This is a genomic window from Prescottella equi (genome assembly GCF_002094305.1).
Taxonomy (GTDB): Bacteria; Actinomycetota; Actinomycetes; order Mycobacteriales; family Mycobacteriaceae; genus Prescottella; species Prescottella equi.
Map to the genome: position 1 here is coordinate 1 of NZ_LWTX01000025.1, position 1,414 is coordinate 1,414.

The window sequence follows — 1,414 nt, forward strand, 5'->3', positions numbered from 1 at the left end:
CGACGCACGAAGATTGTCTGCACTCTTGGCCCTGCTACTGCATCCGGCGACCGCGTTCGCGAGCTCGTCGAGAGCGGAATGGATGTAGCCAGACTCAACTTCAGTCACGGTGAACATGCTGATCACCAGGACAATTACCGTCGTGTGCGGGCGGCGTCGGAGGCGACGGGCCGCGCGGTGGGCATCCTGGCCGATCTGCAGGGACCGAAGATTCGCCTCGGCCGGTTCGTCGAGGGCAAGACGCGGTGGGAGACGGGTGAACAGATCCGGATCACGGTCGAGGACTGTGAGGGAACCCACGATCGGGTGTCGACCACCTACAAGCAGCTCGCGCAGGACGCGCGGCCCGGTGACCGGTTGCTCGTCGACGACGGCAAGGTCGGGCTCGTCGTCGAGGCCGTCGACGGTGACGATGTGGTGTGCCGGGTGACCGAGGGCGGTCCGGTGAGCAACAACAAGGGTGTGTCGTTGCCCGGGATGAACGTGTCGGTGCCGGCGCTGTCGGAGAAGGACATCGAGGATCTCGAGTTCGCGCTCGGGCTGGGAGTCGACTTCATCGCGCTCTCGTTCGTGCGTTCGCCCGCCGATGTCGAGTTGGTCCACGACGTGATGGATCGGGTCGGTCGCCGGGTGCCGGTGATCGCGAAGCTCGAAAAGCCCGAGGCGATCGAGAACCTCGAGGCCGTGGTCCTGGCGTTCGACGCGGTCATGGTCGCCCGTGGTGATCTGGGTGTGGAACTGCCGCTCGAGCAGGTGCCGCTGGTGCAGAAGCGGGCGATCCAGATCGCTCGTGAGAACGCCAAGCCGGTGATCGTGGCGACGCAGATGCTCGAATCGATGATCGAGAACTCGAGGCCCACCCGTGCGGAGGCGTCGGACGTCGCGAACGCCGTCCTCGACGGCGCCGACGCTGTGATGCTCTCCGGTGAGACGTCGGTCGGTAAGTACGTGATGGAGACCGTGCAGACGATGGCGCGGATCCTCGAGGCGGTCGAGACCGATCCCGCGCGCGTGCCGCCGCTCACTCACGTCCCGCGGACCAAGCGTGGTGTCATCTCCTACGGGGCTCGTGACATCGGTGAGCGGCTCGATGCGAAGGCGTTGGTGGCGTTCACCCAGTCCGGGGACACGGTCCGCCGTCTCGCTCGGCTGCATTCGCCGCTGCCGTTGCTGGCGTTCACGCCGCTCGAGTCGGTGCGCTGCCAGCTGGCGCTGTCGTGGGGTACCGAGACGTTCATCGTGGACCCGGTCGACTCGACGGACCAGATGTTCACGCAGGTCGACCACGCGCTGCTCTCCCTCGGCCGCTACAACAAGGGCGACCTCGTGGTCATCGTGGCCGGCTCCCCGCCGGGCACAGTAGGCTCGACCAACCTGATCCACGTGCACCGGATCGGGGAGGAAGACCACTAGC

The 1,414-nt window shown here is 66.3% G+C and carries 1 protein-coding gene; it reads left to right on the forward strand.

Going from position 1 to position 1,414, the window contains the following annotated elements:
- A partial coding sequence (gene pyk, locus A6I89_RS24220; RefSeq protein WP_139791995.1) for a pyruvate kinase occupies positions 1-1,413 on the forward strand: 1,413 nt, incomplete at its 5' end.
- Position 1,414: the final 1 nt, after the last annotated feature.